This window comes from Pseudomonas sp. 3HC3 (assembly GCF_044904505.1).
GTDB classification, from domain to species: domain Bacteria; phylum Pseudomonadota; class Gammaproteobacteria; order Pseudomonadales; family Pseudomonadaceae; genus Aquipseudomonas; species Aquipseudomonas putida_Y.
In genome coordinates this window covers 1-2,126 of sequence record NZ_JADDRH010000043.1, presented here as the reverse complement: position 1 = coordinate 2,126, position 2,126 = coordinate 1, and the positions used below count along the sequence as shown (strand labels likewise).

General features: G+C 66.0%; 2 protein-coding genes. Both read right to left on the bottom strand.

The window, feature by feature from the left end; genetic code table 11:
• Positions 1–1,504: condensation domain-containing protein (locus INQ47_RS25550; RefSeq protein WP_404702889.1), on the bottom strand; the 1,504-nt coding region annotated here is incomplete at its 3' end.
• Positions 1,504–2,126 (bottom strand): phosphopantetheine-binding protein (locus INQ47_RS25545; protein ID WP_404702888.1); only part of this gene is annotated, 623 nt, incomplete at its 5' end. The genes INQ47_RS25550 and INQ47_RS25545, both read right to left, overlap by 1 nt.

The window sequence follows — 2,126 nt, the reverse complement described above, 5'->3', positions numbered from 1 at the left end:
GTTCAGCGGTGGCGTTCCACGTGACCAGGGTGCGCTCGCGCTCGGCGGCCGCCAGCAATGGCAGTTCGGCCACCGGTTGTTGCGGTTGCTCGACGATGCCTTGCAACAGATTGATGAAGTGGGTCGATAGCCGCTCGATGGTCGAGCGCTCGAACAGGTCGGTGGCATAGATGAACGACGCCTCCAATCCCTCTGGCGATTCGCGGGTCTCCAGGGTCAGGTCCAGTTGAGCCACTTCGGTGACACTGTCCACGCCTTCGATCTGCAGGTCGCCCAGGCGCGCGCTGGTCGCCCCGCCACGGCCGGCCGCTTGATGGTTGAACATCACCTGGAACAGCGGATTGAGCCCCAGGGTGCGCTCCGGCGCCAAGGCCTCGACCAGTTGCTCGAACGGCAGCTCCTGATAGGCCTGGGCATCCAACGCGTGCTGGCGCACCTGGCGCAACAATTCGACGAAGGGCTGCTCGCCAGCGACCTGGGCACGAATCACCTGAGTGTTGACGAAATAACCGATCAGCCCTTCGGTCTCGACCCGGTTGCGGTTGGCGCTGGGCACCCCGATGCGGATATCGTCCTGGCCGCTGTAGCGGTGCAACAACGCGTGGAATGCCGCCAGCAGCAGCATGAACAAGGTGCCACCCTCGGCCCGGGCCAGGGCTTGCAGGTCATGACTCAAGGCCGCCGGCAGTTGCAGGTTGCAACGCGCGCCACGGTAGCTGGGCTGCGCCGGCCGCGAGTGATCCAGCGGCAGTTCCAGCACCGGTTGCTGCGCGCCCAGGCGCTCGGTCCAGTAGGCCAGCTGGCGATCACGCTCGCCCGCCTCCATCCAGTGGCGCTGCCACAGGGCATAGTCGGCATACTGGATCGGCAGCGGCGCCAGGGTCGGCGCCTGGCCGAGGTTCAAGCCGGCATACAGGGCGATCAGCTCGCCGACCATCACCTGCATCGACACGCCATCGGAAACGATATGGTGCTGAGTCAGCACCAGCACCTGGTCGTCGGGCGCCAGCTCCAGCAGACGGACCCGCAGCAGCGGCCCCGCCTCGAGGTCGAACGGCTGACGGGTTTCCTCGGCCACCCGGGCCTCCAGTTGTGCCAGGTCCAGCGGCCCGACCACCTCATGGGCGATGGCCAACCCGGCCACGGGGTCGATCACCTGCAATGGGCGCGTCTGGTCGAAGACGAAACGGGTGCGCAGCGTCTGATGCCGCTCCACCAACCGCTCGAAGGCACCTTGCAGCGCCTGGCGATCCAGCCGGCCGCGCAGACGCAGGGCCATGGGGATGTGATAGGCACTGCTGTGCGGCTCCAGCTGCCAGAGGAACCACTGGCGCTCCTGGGCGAAGGACAGCGGCAGTTGCTCGAAGGCCGACTGCACCTCGGGGATCGGCAGGTTGGCCGGGGACACGCCCTCGGCCAGCATCTTCTCCAGGTACAGGGCACGCTTGTCCAGTGGCAAGGTGATGAAGCGGCGAGCGATCCGCGCGGCAACGGTGCTGTCCATCACAGCCCCTCCATGTCGTCGAGCAGGTCTTCCAGACGGCTCAGGGTCGAATCCTGCACCTGTGCGCCGGTGGCTTGCAGTTGCGCCACCAGAGCACCAAGCACCGGGTATTGGAACAGCAGTTGCGGGACCAGCTTCAGCCCCAGTTCGAGTTGAATACGCGACACGATATTGATCACCAGCAGGGAATGCCCGCCCAGTTCGAAGAAGTTGTCAGTCAGGCCGACTCGCTCAAGCCCGAGGACCTGCGCCCAGATTGCCGCGACCTGTTGTTCCAGTTCACTCTGCGGCGCCACATAGGCACGCTGCGATTGCGCGGCATCCACGGCGGGCAAGGCCTTGCGGTCGAGCTTGCCATTGGGCGACAGCGGCAGGCTGTCCAGTGCCAGCCACTGGTTCGGCACCATGTAGTCCGGCAGGCCACGGCGCAGATGCTCGGCCAGTTGTGCCTGCCAATCGGCGGCCTCGCCGGTCAGCACCACATAACCGACCAGCTGCTTGCCGTCCGGTACCGTCACCACGGCTTCACGCACCAGGTCGTGCTCCAGCAGGCGCGCCTCGATCTCACCCAGTTCGATGCGCAGGCCACGCAGCTTGACCTGGTGGTCGATACGCCCGGCAT